The organism is endosymbiont of Galathealinum brachiosum, from assembly GCA_003349885.1.
Classification (GTDB): Bacteria; Pseudomonadota; Gammaproteobacteria; order SZUA-229; family SZUA-229; genus SZUA-229.
In genome coordinates this window covers 133,498-152,197 of sequence record QFXC01000014.1, presented here as the reverse complement: position 1 = coordinate 152,197, position 18,700 = coordinate 133,498, and the positions used below count along the sequence as shown (strand labels likewise).

Annotated in this window: 9 protein-coding genes; 5 read left to right on the top strand and 4 right to left on the bottom strand. The window is 39.3% G+C overall.

Going from position 1 to position 18,700, the window contains the following annotated elements; genetic code table 11:
- Positions 1 to 67: 67 nt before the first annotated feature.
- From DIZ80_17230 to DIZ80_17215, 4 genes are all read right to left on the bottom strand, one after another.
- Positions 68 to 5,167: a hypothetical protein gene (locus DIZ80_17230; GenBank protein ID RDH80768.1), complete on the bottom strand. Its 5,100-nt coding sequence runs from the start codon at positions 5,165 to 5,167 to the stop codon at positions 68 to 70.
- Positions 5,168 to 5,367: 200 nt separating this feature from the next.
- Positions 5,368 to 7,296: a hypothetical protein gene (locus DIZ80_17225; protein ID RDH80767.1), complete on the bottom strand. Its 1,929-nt coding sequence runs from the start codon at positions 7,294 to 7,296 to the stop codon at positions 5,368 to 5,370.
- A 68-nt stretch (positions 7,297 to 7,364) separates the two neighbouring features.
- Positions 7,365 to 9,074: a protein kinase gene (locus DIZ80_17220; protein ID RDH80766.1), complete on the bottom strand. Its 1,710-nt coding sequence runs from the start codon at positions 9,072 to 9,074 to the stop codon at positions 7,365 to 7,367.
- Positions 9,075 to 9,309: 235 nt separating this feature from the next.
- Positions 9,310 to 10,779: an MFS transporter gene (locus tag DIZ80_17215; GenBank protein ID RDH80765.1), complete on the bottom strand. Its 1,470-nt coding sequence runs from the start codon at positions 10,777 to 10,779 to the stop codon at positions 9,310 to 9,312.
- Between the two features lie 447 nt (positions 10,780 to 11,226).
- Here DIZ80_17215 and DIZ80_17210 point away from each other — a divergent pair, with 447 nt between their 5' ends.
- From DIZ80_17210 to DIZ80_17190, 5 genes are all read left to right on the top strand, one after another.
- Entirely contained in the window at positions 11,227 to 13,665 is a 2,439-nt protein-coding gene (locus DIZ80_17210; protein RDH80764.1) for a nitrite reductase large subunit, read from the top strand.
- A gap of 61 nt (positions 13,666 to 13,726) precedes the next feature.
- On the top strand, positions 13,727 to 14,038 hold the full coding sequence (gene nirD, locus DIZ80_17205; protein ID RDH80763.1) for a nitrite reductase (NAD(P)H) small subunit: 312 nt from the start codon (positions 13,727 to 13,729) through the stop codon (positions 14,036 to 14,038).
- Between the two features lie 133 nt (positions 14,039 to 14,171).
- Positions 14,172 to 16,355, top strand: a complete 2,184-nt coding sequence (locus DIZ80_17200; protein ID RDH80762.1) for a nitrate reductase catalytic subunit — start codon at positions 14,172 to 14,174, stop codon at positions 16,353 to 16,355.
- 70 nt (positions 16,356 to 16,425) lie between these two features.
- The gene (locus DIZ80_17195) at positions 16,426 to 18,258 is read left to right on the top strand and encodes an aspartate carbamoyltransferase (protein ID RDH80761.1); all 1,833 of its coding nucleotides are present in this window, start codon (positions 16,426 to 16,428) and stop codon (positions 18,256 to 18,258) included.
- Positions 18,259 to 18,316: 58 nt separating this feature from the next.
- Positions 18,317 to 18,661, top strand: coding sequence for a sulfur relay protein DsrC (locus DIZ80_17190; protein RDH80821.1), 345 nt, complete (start codon positions 18,317 to 18,319; stop codon positions 18,659 to 18,661).
- Positions 18,662 to 18,700: the final 39 nt, after the last annotated feature.

Sequence of the window (18,700 nt, the reverse complement as noted above, 5' to 3'; positions counted from 1 at the left end):
AAAATATTTTATTTTAGATTTGTTCCCACACAGATGTGTGAGAACAGATTATATCTAACGCAGTTCGTTATTCGCTATCCAGTACACGAAATTCAACTCTTCTGTTTTCGGCGCGACCTTCTTCAGTGTCATTGCTTGCTGTAGGTTGTGTTTCACCATAACCTTTCGACTCCATTCGTTCGCTATTAATACCTTTTGATTCTAAATAATCAGCTACACTTTTTGCCCGTGCATCCGACAGTTTCTGGTTAGCAGATTCTTTACCACGGCTATCCGTATGCGCCTGAATTTCTATGCGAACACTGGCTGCTTTTAGTAAAGCTTCAGCGGCAACATCTAATATTGATTTAGAGTCATCAGTTAAGTCGGAAGAGCGTACTTTGAAATTGATGCCATCTATTTTTGTCTCAAAAATAGCGCAACCCTGTGTATTAACAGAAGCGTCTTTTACAGTGTCAGGGCAGGCATCTGTTTCATTTAGTACACCGTCATTATCTTTGTCATTATTGCAGCCTTTTTCATCGATCTTCACGCCTTCTGGTGATTCCGGGCATTGATCCTGACTGTCTAATACGCCATCTTTATCTGTATCAAGTTCGCAGCCTTTAGAATCTACCTTTCTATCGGCAATTGTGTTCGGGCATTCGTCCTGCTCATCAATGATGCCGTCTTTGTCTGTGTCCACTGGTTCTTTGATTTGTTCGGGTTTGGGTTCTGGTTGTGGCTTCTTCTGTTTCTTACCAAAACGATATAGCAGACCTACAGTTAATAAGGATGCGTCATCATCAAAGCTTTCAAGATCAAGACGAGCAGCCAGACCATTATCCCAACCGTATTCTATACCGGCACCCATTGATATCTGTACGGAATTTTCTTTATCATAGGGTACGTTGGCACTGTTATTAATTGTACCCAGACCTGCTTTAATGTAACCGGCCCAGCCTAGATGATCATTTTCATCCTGATCATAAAAATAATATAGAGCACTGAATGAGATGGTTTCATAATCAATCTCACCCGTTGGTTGAAGGGTGGTTGTGCCTAAATCGGCAAAACTAATCTCGGCACTAAAGTGTTCTGTCAGATCCATACCGGCATAAATTTTATATGAAAAATCTTCATCATCATCTATAGAGTAAATAGTGCCATCAGTTTCTGGAGCCATTAAAGACTGACCAATACCTGCGCCAATATAAACACCTCGTTGATATTTATCTTTATCACTTTCATTATTGCTTTCAGCATTGCCTGTTAAAGGTAGCGTGATTAATAGCGATAATAATATAGTTTTAGAAAAATACCGGCTGATTAAAACGACAGGCATTAATAACAAAATTAATACTGGATTAAGTGGACCAATTCCATCTACACCTGTACGAATTGTGCCGCTCGCGTCGTCTGTTGTATCAAGATAATCAGGCGTGCCATCATTATCTGTATCGGTTAGAACTGTTGCCTGCAATGTCAGTGAGTCATCGAAACCATTTCCATCAAGGTCAGTGAAGTTATCTACCAGACCATCTGAATCGATGTCATTATTACCTGATTCAAGCAGGTCAAATTTTCCATCAGCGTCAGAATCCAGATCCAGTTGGTCAGGTATGCCATCTTTATCTGTATCTTTCTCAGTTAAACCACTACCAGTCGCAAGGCCGTTGTTATTAACAGTTGGTGTTCCCGTACCAATAATTCCATCATTGTCATCATCACTACCACCGCTTTCAATAACATCTGTAATACCATCATTATCACTATCAAGATCACGGAAATCTTCAATACCATCGTTATCGGTATCAATGATTGAGCCGTTATTGTAATTAATGGTTCCGCTATCCGGGGATGTTTCAATTACATCTGCAATTCCGTTACTACCCACATCATTTGAGCTATCGATCTGGCCATTGTTATCACTATCCAGTGATGACGGGTCTGTAATTCCTGACTCAACAAGATCAAATAAGCCATCATTATCACTGTCTAAATCACGGCTATCAACAACTCCGTCTCCATCTGTATCAACTAGGCCGTTGCCTTCAAGGCTGTCTGGAATACCGTCGTTATCATCATCAAGATCAATGCTATCAGTTATGCCATCGTTATCAACGTCATCATTGTCCTGATAGTCCGGGGTTCCATCTCCATCAGTATCGGTAAGTGGGAGAGGGGTATTTAACGTTCCATCATCAAAACCATCACCGTTATTGTCAGTAAAACCGTCGACCTTTCCATCATCATTGCTGTCGGTGCCACCGCCTTCGATCAGGTCAGAGATGCCATCGCCATCAGAATCGAGTTGCAGGTGATCAGGAATGCCATCACCATCAGTATCTGTAGGTGAGGTAATTAAAGCTGATGGAAGTCCATTACTGTCTACAACAGGTGTGCCTGTGCCAATAATTCCATTGTTATCAGAATCGTTTCCACCTGCTTCCGTAACATCAGGTATGCCATCGTTATCACTATCAAGGTCGCGGAAATCTTCAACACCATCCCCATCAGTATCTATGGTGTTACCATTATTGTAATTAACAATGCCTGAGTCTATTGTGGTTTCAATAATATCAGCTAATCCGTTAGTGCCGACAGGGTTGTCAGTATCGATTTGACCATTGTTATCTGTATCGAGTGACTCAGGGTTTGTTATACCTGACTCCATTAAATCAGTTATACCATCGTTGTCACTATCAAGATCAAGGCTATCAACTATACCGTCACCATCACTGTCGGTTATTCCATCACCTTCGAGCGAGTCTGGTATGCCATCGTTGTCATCATCAATATCTATGTCATCAATAATTCCGTCACCGTCTGTATCCAGTATTGAAATGAAAACTACACTGGCATTATTACTAATGGCATTTCCATTTAATGTGCCTGTAATTGTTGCGCTTCCAGCTGTAGTACCACTGGTTAAAGTGGCGCGATATGTACCATCTAATTGGTCTGTTACTAACCCTAAGCTGCCCAATGTGGTATTTAGTAAAACAGAATCACCACCGCTGCTAAGTACATTGCCGTTAGCATCTTTTAACTGTACGGTAATGATTGAAGTGCTTGTTCCATCTGCCGATATTGAATTAATGCTAGCAGAAATTACACTGGTTGTTATTACGGCTGAACCAACTGTAAAAGCAACCGTTGCATCATCTGTAATTGAGGCGCCATTTAAAGTACCTGTAATCGTCGCAGTTCCTACCGTAGTGGCGCTGGTTAACGTTACTTCATAGGTGCCATTTAATTTATCAGTTACAGCGCTAAGATTACCGAGAGTTGTATCAAGTACGACTGTATCGCCGCCACTGCTTAGGTTGTTTCCGTTAATGTCCTTAAGCTGAACGGTTATTAATGATGTTGATGTTCCATCAGCATTAATAGATAAAATGCTAGCAGTAATCAGGCTAGTTGTTGCTGATGCAGCACTAACAAAAAAAGATACGGTGGCATTATCTGTAATAGAATTACTATTTACTAATCCGGTAATCGTTGCTGTACCTGCAATGATAGAGCTGGTTAATGTTGCTGTATAGCTACCATCTAGCTCATCTGTTACTGAACTTAATGTGCCTAGCGTTGTATTTAATTCTACAGTGTCACCACCAGTGCTGAGATTATTGCCGTTACTATCTTTAAGTTGTACGGTTACGATAGAAGTTGAAATACCATTTGCAGCTATAGTGTTATTACTAACAGAAATTATACTGGTATTTTGCGAGACAATATCAGCGTTAAAGATAACAGAGGCATTATCATCAATATCCTGAGTGTTTAATGTGCCGGTAATAATCGCTGTTCCGGTTGTTGTACCACTTGTAAGTACAGCGCGATATGTACCATTATTTAAATCAGTAACTAAACCTAGTGAGCCTAATGTTGTTGAAAGCGTTACTGCGTCACCACCGTTATTAAGGTTGTTTCCGTTTGTATCTATAAGTTGAACAGTGATTGTTGATGTAGATGTACCATCGGCTGTAATGGATGCACTACTGGCAGAAACTGTACTTGTAGTGGTAGTTGCCGCACCTGGTGTATATGTAACAGATGCAGTATCGGTAAGATTGTTGGTATTTATCGTTCCGGTAATTGTAGCTAAGCCACTTGTTGTAGAGCTTGTTAATATCGCGCTATATGTTCCATTATTATTATCACTAACGGTGTCAAGTGAACCGAGTGTTGTGCTTAATGTAACTGTATCGCCACCTAATGTCAGATTAATACCATTTTCATCTTTTAACTGTACCGTAATAGTGGATGTTGAAGAGCCATTGGCTTCTATTGATAAAATACTTGCTGTGATCAGGCTGGTAGTTAAATCGGCAATAGCGGGTTCCGGATTTGAGAAACTTAAACCACTGGAGAAAGCGCCTTTGCTTGCAAAAGAAACGGTTAGATCATCGGCTTTATCATCGTAACCGCCGATATCTCCATTAAGTGTGTTTGCGTTTTGTGCGCTTGCAACAACAAGTTGAAACGCAGTGTCGACTGTCATGCCTGCATTTGAATTGAGTGTAGAGATTGTAGCTGAAGGGTTAGAGCCAGTTAATGTTAATGCGTTAAGAGCGGTAGCAAGTGCATCGAAATTCACTTTATAACTTATCAGGTAGTCCAGTTCTGTATCGCCATCAAGATCTGCAGTGCCTGTCGCATCGATTGTTGTGATTAGGTTATGGTCAAAAGTAAAGCCTGCTGTGACAGGCGTAATAGAAGCAGAATTAATATCGGTTGTGCTGGGTGACGTGTTTGTGCCATTTCCTGCATCATATACATCGACATTATAAACCCCGCTTTTACCTACTAACATCATAAAAGCATCTATGTCATTATCACTGTCTACATCCAGACCAATCCAGATATAACCGTCAAACTCACCCTTATTATCAACGGCATGATCTGCGCGAAAACGAAAGGCGACTTCATCATCAGATGTGTCTGCTGGAGTTCCACTATCGTCATACTTCATGTAAAACAGGGGAGTGGTACCAAAACCGGTTAAATCTACCGCGGCAACTGCCTGCGTATCCTGGCCAGGATCAAAATTATTACCAACTAGAACTTCAGCCCAGGTATCACTTGATGACTGGAGGTCTATAACTGCATGAGCGGGGGAGGTAAACAGAATACTTAAAATAAATAGTGTTATGTATTTGTTCAGGTTAAAAAAATAATGCATAGTAATAAATAATCCTGTTAGATTAATAAAGTATTTTTAGTGAATTTTGTCATCTGTTCGGAATCTGATTAGTTCCGTATAGTGAAAGTACGTAAAGAATTTGTTTTATTCGCACATTTCAAAGCTCTCCTATAATACAGAGAAACTGTAATATTTAAATCATTCATATGGGTTATAAGTTATTTTATAAAATAAAATTATTATTTATAGTTTTTAATGAATTTTTCAAATTCTTTAGCTGGCATAGGTTTAGCAATTAAATAACCCTGCGCAATATCGCAGCCAAGTTTATTCAGGTGATCTAATATTTCCTGAGTTTCTACGCCTTCTGCAACAACCGACAAGCCAAGGTTGTGTGCTAGATCTATAATTGATTTTACGATTATCTGATCATCAAAATTATCAATCATATCTCTGATAAAAGACTGATCGATTTTTAATTCATTTACGGGTAATCGTTTTAAACGGCTTAGTGAAGAGTAACCTGTTCCAAAGTCATCAATTGATAATTCTATTCCCATTGAGCGTAAACGGGTGAGGGTGTCAAATATATAATCGTGATCAGATAAGAAAAGACTTTCTGTTATTTCAAATATTAATCGTCGGCTAATGGAAAAATCGCTAATTCTATTCCTGACCTGATTAACAAAGTCCGGATCCATTAATGTCTGAGTTGAAATATTAATAGCAATTTTTAAATTATGCCCATCTTTGCTCCACTGGTTAATGCTTTCAGCAGCGCACTCAATTGCGTCATAGGTGTATTTATCAATTAAATTATATTGTTCCAGTGCTTCAATGAATACAACTGGAGATATGAAACCTCTTTCAGGGTGTGTCCATCTGCCAAGGGCTTCAGCGGACATTATTGTGTTAGATTTAATATCAATTTTTGGTTGATAATATAGTTCAAACTGTTTTTCTTTAAAGGCGTTGTTTAGATCAACAGAGAGGTTTATCTGGCTTTCATCTGCTTCATCTTCCTGATCATTAAAAATATGATATTTACTATGTCTTTCTTTTGCGATATTTAAAGCAATATCGGCATGCCTTAATAAAGTTTTTCTGTCTTCACCATGTTCAGGAAAAGAACTTATTCCAATACTGGCATCTACGTTGAAGTCTTTATTGTCAATAATATAAGGAGATTCCATTTCCTTTAATATTTTATTGGTGCGATTTACTGTTTTTTTATGTGAAGTATAGGGTAGCAGGAGAATGAATTCATCACTGCCCAGACGGCCTAGCGTTTCATTAAGTCTAAGGTGTTTTTTTATACGTTTGCAAAATTCAATGAGTATCTGGTCACCTTTATCATGGCCTAATGCATCATTAATGGATTTAAAGTTGTTAATGTCTATTAATAACACACTTGTAACATCATTTTCACTAGTGGACAGAGATAACTGCCTGTTTATCCGGTCTCTTAAAAGTGTGCGATTTGGCAAGCCGGTTAATGGGTCGTACAGTGATAACTGCTCTACTTTTTTATTCGATTCAGAATATTGTTTATTGAGTCTTTCCAGTCTGTGTTGATGTGTGATTAATGCCTGGTGTGTTTCTTCAAGCTCTTTTACAGCTAGTGCATTTTCGATTGCTATGCTTACAATTCCTGCAAACATGGATAACATGTTCAGGTCACGTTGTGTAAATTCAAGCCCGTCCTGTTTATTGATGGCTGCAATACCACCAAGAAAATGTCTTCTACCCTGTAAAGGCACAAGTATTAACGTGCCTGCTTCCTTTTCCCACTGGTTTCTTTCTTTTTCATCAAGTTCATCAAGCATGCCGCGCCACCAGGGTTTTTTATTTTTCCATACCCAGCCACATACGCCAAAATCAAGAGGCAGTGCTTCGCCCACTATTTCTTCGGTATTTTTTCCTGCACCAGCACGATAGGTGTAAGTTTCATTGTTATTGTCGAGAATGGGGATTAATAATGTCTCAGCGCGAACCAGGTGGATTGCACGTTTTGCGACAGTATCAAATACTTTTTCGAGATTAAGTTCGCTTGCTACAAGTCGAAAAGTATCCTGTAGTAATTCAATTTCAGATTCTCTGTCCTTAAGTTCTCTTCTAAAATCGATTACGTTTGTAGCGGTTCTGTTTTCTTGAGGCACATTAAACACACAGTAATCATAAAGTTATATTTTAGTTTAGTACAATATTCTATATGTGCTTGAATTTATGTGTTTTTTTATTTTATAAATAAGTAAAGCAGAATCAAATTGCTAATTAATAGAATAACAGAAATAGAACGCCAGAATATTAACGGGTCTTTTTCAGCCAGAGGAAGGCTGTGTTTCATAAATGACTCATTAGGGTGTGTCAGGTCGTGATAAAATTCTGAGAAGCTGTCATAGCGTAATCTGTGGTCAATACGTACTGCTTTCTCAATGGCGCCATCAAGCCATAATGGAATCATGGGATTGTGTTTCAGGGAGGAGGTATATCTGATTTTGCTTATAGATCGCCAGTCGATGTTTTTATCTGACTGATCTCCATAGGGAAGTTTTCCCGTGAGTATTTCGTATGCGATAACACCCAGTGAAAACAGGTCTGATTTGTTAGACCCGGCTACGCCCATCAGGTATTCTGGTGCGGTGTAGTTTTTTGTGCCGAGTAGTTCAAGGCGCTCAACAGGTGAAGAAATCTCCTGAATACCAGCGACTTTAACAGCGCCCAGATCTATTATCTTTATGCTTCCATCTTCCTTGATCATTATATTATCTGGTTTGAGATCGCGATGTAACATTTCAAGGCGATGCAGTCCACGTAACCCATGAATTAACTGGTCAATGATTTTTGTAACCTGTTTAATATCCGGGTTCGGGTTTTGCGTAATCCATTCGGCTAATGTAATGCCTTCAACATGCTCTATTAAAAAATACTGACAACTTCGTTTGCGTTTCTGTTCGTAAGTGATCATTACATTCGGGTTATAAACCCGCTTACCCGCCCATTCTTCCATGTGAAAACGATCAATATAAGATGGGTCGTCATCATAGTTAACTGATGGTGTTTTCATCAGCATTGTTTTCTCTGTTTCCGTATCTTCTACCAGATAAAGTTGGGAAGTTGAGCTGGAATGAAAGTCTTTAATGACTTTATAGCCATCTATGATCATACCGGGTGACAGGTCGGGTGGAAACGGCAGGCGTATCAGGTCATTTATAACTTCGTTGGCCTGCTGATTTGGTAGCTGTTCAATATGGATGATCTGACAGGTGACATTGTCATGGCTGCCCTGGGAAAGAGCTGTGCTAATTACTTTATCGGCTAATACATTCATATTTGCAGACTGGCTAACAACGTCTTTAATTTGCTGGTCCTGCATGTAGTCGTGAATACCATCTGTTGTCATTACAAATACATCATCAACTTCAAGATCAACCGTTTTGTAGTCGATATCAAGGTGTAGGTCTACACCCATTGCGCGGCTCAGGTAATTTTTTTCTTTGGTAATCCAGATTCGATGATCATTTGTGAGTTGTTCGATATTGCCATCACGAAGACGGTAAATACGGCTATCGCCAATATGTAAGATATGTGCAGTAGTTGATTTGATGACCAAAGCAGAAAACGTAGATACATAGGCTTTTGCATGTTCATCGGTGCTTTTGCCATAGAGCCAGCTATTTAAAGCAGTAAGCACTTTTGCGCCTGATGTTTTAACCGTCCAGCTCTCGGGTGTGCTGTAGTAATCACTAAAAAAACCTTTTACAACATATTCAGACGCTTCTTTGGGAAAGGCGCAGCTACCCATGCCATCTGCAACAATTGCACTAATGCCCTTGTTTTCAAGCAGTTGGCCCTCAGGAGTGACAATGCCATAAGAGTCTTCATTATGGTCTTTTATGCCTGCATCCGAGCTTTGGGCTACATTTATTTTTAGTTGGTTGGTCATGCTGTTATTTTTGTTGTCTCGTTAAGATTGTATATTACTGGGATTTTATTGTTTATGCAGGTTCATTTGCTCGGGATCAGAGCCGGTTTTTACGGCTCTGATCCCTGTGATGATTTCGCTCAGCCTGGCAGTGTGATAAACGGCACCGTATGATTTCTATGGAATCAATAAGGAGACAGAGCGCTAAAAAGCAGCGGACTATCCCCGATGGAGATGCCCCGTAAACAGCATGCCTTTAAGTCTCAATTACCTGAACTGTTCCATCCGGTAGTACTTCTGTCATTTTGTTAGAGGGCTCTTTCAGTATTAATACAGTTGCAAGGAAAACAAAGATAGCTGCTCCTCCAATAACTAGAAAGAATATTTCGGAAGATACAAATGACAGTACAGTCAGAAAGGTTACACCACCTACATTACCGTAAGCACCTGTCATACCGGCTATTTGCCCGGTAAGGCGACGTTTGATTAATGGAACAACTGCAAATACAGCACCATTACCTGCATTAACGAATAGTGAGCAGAAAATAGTGACGACAATAGCCATTGGTAAAGACCAGCTTGCATCTATCTGGCTCATCATTGCATAACCGAGTATCAGGCCAAACATAATGACAACCAGACTGCGTTTACGGCCAAACTTGTCTGAAATCCAGCCGCCTGCAGGACGCATAATTAGATTAAGACCTGCAAATATGGAAGCAACCAGACCGGCACCTGCTGGTGATAGATTAAATGTATCCATAAAGAACAAAGGCAACATTGAAATAATAGCGAGTTCGGAACCAAAGGTAACCATATAAGCAAGGTTAAGCACGGCTACCTGACTAAACTCATAACGCTCAATTTCTGGTACTTCGGTTTTAAATACATGTGCGTTTACCTGATACATACGAAATGCCTGAAACAGGTATAGAGAGGCTAATATGATGTAAATAGTATTTGTTACACCGGCTTCCAGCATATTGATATTAGATGGGCTTAATTTCCAGGTAAGAACAGCAAGTGCTGCATACATGGGGATATTCATTATCAGATATAAAACGAAATCTTTTTTACTTGAAATCTCCAGTGCACCACTTTTTTTCGGTTTAAAGTAGGTGGAGCCTTTGGGTGTATCGTGTGTACTGAAGTAGTAGATAAATGAATATACAAACGCCAGAACGCCTGTGCTGGCAACAGCATAACGCCATCCATCATCACCGCCGAATAATAATGCAATGGTTGGAAGGCTTATAGCTGCACCGGCCGAGCCAAAGTTGCCCCAGCCACCATATATGCCCTGAGCAATACCAGCCTGACGAGCCGGGTACCATTCAGAAATCATACGAATACCAATTACAAAACCCGCACCGGAAAAACCGAGTAAGAAACGCATAATAGCCAGTTGTTCAAAATTTTGAGCTGCAGCAAAACCAAAACAGAGCAGGGCGGATACCATTAACAGGAAGGAATAAATACGTTTCGGCCCAAAGCTGTCGACAAGCATTCCAATAATTATTCGTGCGGGTATGGTTAATGCGACGTTTAGTATTAACAGGGTTTTAATCTGCTGGTCGGTCAGTCCCATTGTTTCTCGCATTGCAGCCAGTAGTGGGGCGTGGTTGAACCAGATTACAAACGTAATAAAAAATGCAATCCATGATAAGTGTAATATCCGTGTATTGCCGCTGAATGATAATATCTTGATGCCGTTAGAAGCGCTCATTTGCAAATTGTCCTGAAAGTTTTAATTTGTTGTTGTTTAAGCAATGTTAATACCAGTTATAATTTTGCTAATAAATTCAAATAGATAGTGAATTTAAAGGATATTATAAGCTGAGATTTGCACATTAAAGGTGCAAAATATAAGGGTTTTATTTTACGCCTTAATCGTTTGGCATTTTTTTGGTGCAAGTCTTTTATTGTTCATATGTTAAGCGCTTTAGAGCTTATGTTTTTAATACCGAGTACAATATTAGTGCTTAATTATATGTCACATGCAGGTGCGACGCACTAACTTGGTGCGCATATGGCCTATTGAATGTTAATGTTAATGAAGTAAATTATACATAATCTATATAAAACAATAGGTTAAACGTCTAATGGTGAATTTGGCATGTAATGTGCATTATCACAAGCAATTACAAATTTGCCCCATCTATGGAGTCAGCACATGAAAGAAAAACTAGTCGTTATTGGTAATGGTATGGCGGGTATGCGTACCGTTGAAGAACTGCTGGAAATTGCACCAGACAAATATGAGATAACTGTATTTGGTGCGGAGCCTTACGGAAATTATAACCGTATCCTTTTATCTCCTGTTTTATGTGGGGAAAAAGAAATTGATGAAATCATGTTGAATGATTTGCCATGGTATGAAGAAAACAACATCACTTTACATAAAGGTGTGAAGGTTACTGATGTAGACCGTAAAGCCTGTACGGTTACTGCTGATGATGGCACAACGGTTGAGTATGATCGTTTATTGATTTCAACCGGTTCAGATCCATTTATTATTCCTGTTCCCGGTCATGATCTTCCCGGTGTTATCGGCTTCCGTGACATAAAAGATGTAGACACGATGATTGATGTGTCTAAATCTAAAAAACGTGCTGTTGTCATTGGTGGTGGTCTTTTAGGTTTAGAAGCGGCAAACGGTTTAATGAAGCAGGGTATGGATGTAACTGTTATTCATTTAATGGACTGGTTAATGGAACGCCAGATGGATGATATTTCTGGTGAGATGTTAAAGAACTCATTAGAAGAGCAGGGTATGAAGTTTAGAATGAAAACTTCTACTTCTGAAATTCAGGGTGATGGCAAAGTAGAGAAAATAGTTTTTGCTGATGGCACTGAAATTGAAACAGATTTAATTGTAATGGCAGTGGGTATTCGCCCTAACATAGAACTGGCTAAACAAATTGGTTTGCATTGTGAACGCGGTATTGTTGTTAACGATACATTACAAACTTATGACCCAAAAATTTATGCGATTGGTGAGTGTATTGAGCACCGTGGCATGGTTTATGGTTTAGTTGCTCCATTGTTCGAAATGGCTAAGGTTTGTGCAAACCATCTTGCTGAATACGGTATTGGTATTTACACCGGTACAGTCACTTCTACAAAATTAAAAGTTACGGGTATTGATTTGTTTTCTGCGGGTGATTTCATCGGTGATGAAACAACAGAAGATATAGTAGTACGTGATGCAAGTCGTGGTGTTTATAAAAAGATTGTAATCAAAGATGAAAAAATTCTTGGTGCAGTTTTATATGGCGATACGATTGATGGTTCATGGTACTTCCAGTTAATGCGTGAAGGTACAAATATCACTGATATTCGTGATGCATTAATGTTTGGGCAGGGTCACCTGGGAGATTCAGGTCACGGTGGTAACGTTGTTGCTAACATGTCTGATGATGCTGAAATTTGTGGTTGTAATGGTGTTACTAAAGGTGATGTTGTTAACGCAATTACGGTTAAAGGTTTATTCACATTAGATGATGTTCGTGCTCATACAAAAGCATCTTCTTCTTGTGGTTCATGTACCGGTTTAGTTGAACAAATATTAGAAACAACCTTAGGTGGTGATTATGCAGCACCTGAGGCTAAACCAATTTGTGGTTGTACTGATCATACTCATGATTATGTGCGTGAACAGATTCGCAAACAGAAACTAACTTCAATTAGTGATGTTTACAAAAAGCTTAACTGGAAAAATGATGATGGCTGTGCGGCCTGTCGTATGTCGGTTAACTATTATGTAATAAGTTCATGGCCTGAAGAATCGAAAGATGATTACCAGTCACGCTTCATTAATGAGCGTGCTCACGCAAACATTCAGAAAGATGGTACCTACTCAGTTATTCCACGTATGTGGGGTGGTATGACTACACCTAAAGAGTTACGTGCGATTGCAAATGTTGCTGAAAAATTTGATTTAGATACGGTTCACGTAACCGGTGGTCAACGTATTGGTTTATACGGTGTTAAGAAAGAAGAGCTGCCTTTAATCTGGAAAGATTTAAATGATGAAGGCCTGGTTTCAGGTCATGCATATGGTAAAGCTTTACGTACAGTTAAAACCTGTGTTGGTAAAGACTGGTGTCGTTTTGGTACGCAGGATTCAACTGGTATTGGTATCAAGCTTGAGCAATTAAGCTGGGGTTCCTGGATGCCTCATAAATTTAAGATGGCAGCATCTGGTTGTCCTCGTAACTGTGCAGAAGCAACGATTAAAGATTTCGGTGTGGTTTGTGTTGATTCAGGTTACGAATTACATATCGGTGGTAATGGCGGTATTCATGTACGCGTAACTGATTTATTAACCAGGGTTGATACTGAAGAAGAAGTATTAGAGTACGCAGCAGCTTTCTGTCAGATATATCGTGAAGAAGCACGTTATCTGGAACGTACTGCTCCCTGGATTGAACGAGTTGGTTTTACTTACGTTAAAGAAAGCATCGTTGATGATGCTGAAAAACGTAAAGAACTTGCTGAAAGATTTAAGTTCTCACAGGAAATTACTCGATCTCAGGAAGATCCATGGACTGAACGTTCAACTAAAGGCGTTGATGCGCATGAGTTCACTCCATTAAAAGTAATCGGTTAATAAAAACAGGTCGAATTAGTTTTCTAATTCGACACTACTTGAAAGAGTAAAGGTAAAAATTATGTCAAATTGGATAGAAGTAGGATCAGTAGAAGATATACCTGTATTGGGTGCCCGTGTTGTTAAAAATGGTGATGTAGATATTGCTGTTTTCCGTAATAACAACGATGAAGTTTTTGCTGTAACAGATTCCTGCCCTCATAAGCAGGGCAAGTTATCTCAGGGTATTGTGCACGGTCAATCTGTAACTTGTCCGTTACATAACTGGAAAATTGATTTAACTAATGGTGAAGCATTAGGTCCTGATGAAGGTTGTACAGGACATTTTGCTACTAAAATTGAAAACGGAAGTATTTTCGTTGAAGTAAAATAAGTATTTGTACGCCGATCGTGATCTAAAGATTGCTCCTACATAAAATATATAAATTTTATAGGAGTTAGCCCTGTTAATAGCATGGGCTAACGATTTAACGGTATTGTTCATTTAAATTCGGAGCCTCCCACCCATGTTATTCGGCCGTAACAAAAAAAATCCCATTAAAATTGCAGATAAAGGTGTAGTTGAATGGAAGTATACAACCTGTGGATATTGTTCAACCGGTTGTTCTATTGAAGTAGGAATTAATGGTGATGGCCAGGCGGTTTCTTCGCGTGGTGTTGGTGGTGCGGATGTAAATCGTGGCAAGCTTTGTATTAAAGGAATTTTTGAACACGAATTATTTAAAACAGAAGGTCGTGGCAAAAAACCAATTGTGCGTAATTCAACGATTGATGAGTATCGAGAAACAGAATGGGATCCAGCTCTGGATACCATGGCAGATAAAATTAAAACAATTCAGGAAAAATATGGTCGTGACGCATTTGCTGTCGTGTCTACTGGTCAGATTCTTACAGAAGAATTTTATACCTTAGGGAAATTAACACGTGGTGCTATTGGCACTAATAACTATGATGGCAATACAACGCTTTGTATGGCATCAGCTGTTTCCGGTTATAAACGATCTTTCGGTTCTGATGGTCCTCCCGGTTGTTATGAAGACTTTGAAAAAACAGATTGTTTAATTGCATTTGGTTCTAACCTTCCAGAACAACATCCGATTATTTACTGGCGTTTAAAAGAAGCAATGGAGAAGCGAAAGTTTCCTCTAATTGTAGTTGACCCGCGCGTGACCATGCTGGCTCAATTTGCGGATATGCATCTGGCAATTAACCCCGGAACAGATGTTGTGTTGTTAAACTCTCTAGCGCACGTCATTATCAATGAAAATCTTGCTGATATGGATTACATAGAAAAAAATACAAATGGTATGGAGGAGTTTACTGCCATTGTAGAAGAATATGATCCGGTTTCAGCTTCAAAAGTTTGTGGCATTGATGAAGATACAATTCGTCATGTTGCTCGTCTTTATGCAAAAGCAGGTCAGGCGATGTCTATCTGGACGATGGGCATTAACCAGAGTACACATGGTTCAGATGGCGTAGTGGGTATTAATAATTTAAACCTGATTACTGGAAACATCGGTAAAGAGGGTGGAACAAGTTTATCTATTACCGGACAAAGTAATGCAATGGGGACACGTGAGTGGTCTTCATGTTCAGGTTTACCCGGTTATCGTGCATTAGAAAACTCAGATCACCGTCAGGAAATTGCAGATTACTGGGGAATTGATCCTGAGTTTTTACCCAAGCAAAGAGGTCTGGCACAAACAGATATTTTTCCTGCAATTGAAACAGGTCAAATTAAAGGTCTGTGGCTGGTTGCAACTAACCCCATGACATCTATGCCTAATACAGCACGTATTCGTAAGACACTGGAGAAACTTGATTTTCTTGTTATTCAGGACGCTTATGAAGATGTTGAAACTGTTCAATATGCGCATATGTATTTACCAGCTGCAATCTGGGCAGAAAAAGAAGGATGCTTTACCAATACAGAGCGTCGAGTGAACAGAGTATCAAATGTCTCTAAACCTTATGCAGACTCAAAACCTGATTTATGGATATTCAGTAATTTAGCCAAACGTTTTGAAAATGGATTAAAAATGAAGTTTTCTGATAATGCGGAAGACATGTTTGAAGAAATGAAAGAGCTATCTAAAGGTAAAGATCGTAATTTAGATATTTCAGGAATGAGTTACGAAAAAATTGAAAAAAATCGTGGGTTACAGTGGCCCTGTCGTGAAGGTGATGAGAAAGGTGCTCAGCGACTGTACAGTGATGGAAAGTTTCCGTATCCCGATGGTAAGGCCAAAATTATTCCGTTGCCGTTTGTAGATAATAATGAGCGTCCTGATACAGAATATCCGTTCTGGTTAAATTCAGGTCGTGTAGTAGAGCATTTTCATACGCGTACTCGTACAGGAAAGATAGGCAATCAGAATAAATTTTCACCAACTCCATACATGGAGATGAATCCTGATTCAGCAGCTGAACTGGGTATCGAGCATCAGTCATATGTACGTTGTGTTTCACGCCGTGGTGATGCGGTTGTAATGGTTCAGTTAACGCAGAGAATTCCCAGGGACATGGTGTTTATACCCTTTCATTTTCATGATTGCGTAAATCGTTTAACACTTGGCTTATTGGATCCACATTCACGTCAGCCTGCATTTAAACAAAATGCAGTTCGTATTGAACTGGTTGATCAGGTAGAAGCAGCTAAACGTAATGTTGAAGCACGAGAATATTAACTAAAATACGTTATTTCCGACACATGCTTTCGGCAATGACAATGTGAATTAAAAAGACTGAAGAAAAATTATGTTCCAGGTAAGAAACGACGAACCCCAATACGCATTTCTGAATGACGAAACCATGAAAGAAACCAACTGTTATGGTAAACCTATTCAAACGGTTGATCATACTAGTGAGCTTCATGGAAAATCACTGAATATTAATTTAAATTCGGCTGTGGGTGAAAATCCAAATCGTTATAAACAGCATGGCTTTCATTTTACGGCAGATAACTGTATAGGTTGCCATGCATGTGAAGCAGCCTGTAGTGAAAAGAATGATAACCCGGCGCATATTGCATTCAGGTCTGTAGGTTATGTTGAAGGTGGAACTTATCCTGATTTTAAACGCCTGAATATTTCAATGGCCTGTAATCATTGTGATGACCCGGTTTGTTTAAAAGGTTGCCCAACACGTGCGTATACAAAATTTGCTGAGTATGGTGCGGTATTACAGGATTCAGATATCTGTTTTGGTTGTGGTTATTGTACCTGGGTTTGTCCTTACAACGCACCTCAGCTCGATCCGGTAAAAGGACAGGTTAGTAAATGTAATATGTGTGTTGATCGTCTTGAAGTTGGCTTGAAGCCGGCTTGTGTATCAGCATGCTTAGGTAATGCATTGAATTTTGGTGTTATTGAAAATACACCTGAAAAGAGAGAGCAGGCAAAAGTTGAAATACCTGGCTTTCCTCGTACAGATATAACAAATCCGAATATACGATTTCAACAGACACGTGATATGCCTAATGAAATGACCCGCACTGATAGTATGGCCGTTAAGTATCATAAAGATATAGATACGGGTGTATTTGAACCGGTTGTTGATAAAAAGAAAGGTATTAAGCGTAGTTGGAATCTGGATAAATTACGCTCACGTGAAGATCCTCTAGTTATATTTACACTCGTATCACAAGCTGTGATAGGTGCATTTTTACTGATGTTTATTGGCAATCTTGCTGGGATTGAATCTATTCAGAAAATTGTCAATTCTTCTGCTTATTTACCAATGTTATTTGTCATGCTTGGTTTAGAGGCGATTGCTTTATTCTTATCAACAATGCATTTAGGTAAACCATTGCGTTTTTATAGAGCATTTAATAATCTTAAATATTCTCCGGTGAGTCGTGAAGTAGCGGGCATAGCTGTTTTCTTTAATAGTCTGGGTGCTCACTTTCTGGCTTCGCTTGTATATACAGAAATGGGTGGTTATGAAATAGTCGGGCAGGCTTCAGTGTTTTTTGCATATGCAGCAGCAGTTTCCGGTCCGATAGCGATATATTTTATGCATAAAATATATCGAATAGAGGCACGCCCTTTCTGGAATCACTGGCAGGTTCTTACTGCTTTTTATGGAAATATGATTTCACTCGGTTCTTTGATTACAGGTTTGTTCTTTGTACCGGTTTTACTGTATGGCAATCAGTCAGTATCTGGTTTGTTGCAGTTAGTAGCCGGCCTTATGTTTATTGGTTTGATGATAGAAGCTGTAGGTCATTATTTTCACGCTAAACATTTAAATGTGAAGGGACGTGAAGGGGCTGTTTCTTATTACGAGCAGGTTACAACATTTGGTAAGACGAATTTGTTAAGGCTGGCTATGTTATTTACAAACATATTAGTGGTTGCGTCTTTAATGTTTGTAACCAGTCCATCACCCATCATAATGGCGCTCTGGGTGCTACTGGTATTAAGCGTACTGGCATCATCTTTAATTAGTAGAGCAATGTTTTATGTGATGGTAGTACCAACAACGATGCCAGGAGCCTTCTTCTGGAAAAATAAAGGTTTTGAAGAGCATGCTCGTGAAACAGGTTTAGCGAATACCGTGCAGGCCGGCATTATTGCCGATGCGCATTAAAATATTATTTAGAATTTAAATAGGAATTGTTATGGCCGGAAAGATTTATTACCCAAATATGCAAACCCAGACAACCGTGGTTGACGGGATAGAAATATTGTTAGATGGTGAGGGTTACCTGTTAGATCTTGATCAGTGGTCTGAGGAATTTGTGCAGGTACGTGCAGATTTTGAAGAGCTTCAGTTAACTGACGAGCATTGGGAAATTATAAATTATATACGTGATTACTATGAACAGAATAATGTTCAGGCACCTGTACGAGACATGATTAAACATTTTAAAAAAGTTTGGGGAAAAGAAAAAGGAAATACCCGATATTTACATAAAATATTCCCATTAGGTGGTCCGCAGAAGCAGGGTAATCGTCTTGCTGGTGTTAGAAAGCCTAAGGGCGAGCATTAATAGCGATACTTTTATCTTTAATTCGGCGTCGTATATTTA